General features: G+C 68.9%; 1 protein-coding gene. It reads left to right on the top strand.

Going from position 1 to position 418, the window contains the following annotated elements; translation table 11 throughout:
- Nucleotides 1-418 (top strand): exodeoxyribonuclease VII large subunit (locus I6F37_RS41825; RefSeq protein WP_225154645.1); only part of this gene is annotated, 418 nt, incomplete at both ends.

Here is a 418-nt window from a genome sequence, read left to right as displayed (position 1 = left end):
GTGCGAGATCCAGGGTTGGAGCAAGAGCGCCGCCGGCCACATCTACTTCAACCTGGTCGAGGTCGACGACCGTGCGGCGAAGTCCACCATTCGCGTCGCCTTCTTCGCCGGGGCGCAGCATGGGCCGCGAGAGCGCTTTCGCCGTGCGGGTCTGAAGCTGGGCGACGGGCTGAAGGTGCGCATCTTCGGCGGGCTCGACTTCTTCGCCGGCAGCGGCCAGGTCACGTTGAAGATGACCGACATCGACCCGCGGTTCACGCTGGGCGAAATGGCGCTGCAGCGCGACGACGTCGTGCGCCGGCTGGTGGCGACCGGGCTGTTCGATGCCAATCGTCAGTGCCGGCTGTCGGTCGCACCACTGCGGGTGGGGGTGGTCGCCAGCGTGGGCAGCGCCGCGTGGGCCGACTTCCTGCACGAG

It is taken from the genome of Bradyrhizobium sp. NBAIM08, from assembly GCF_020193935.1.
In the GTDB taxonomy this organism is placed as follows: Bacteria; Pseudomonadota; Alphaproteobacteria; order Rhizobiales; family Xanthobacteraceae; genus Bradyrhizobium; species Bradyrhizobium yuanmingense.
The sequence above is the reverse complement of the archived record's forward strand: the minus strand, read 5'-3'. Positions and strand labels throughout refer to the sequence as shown.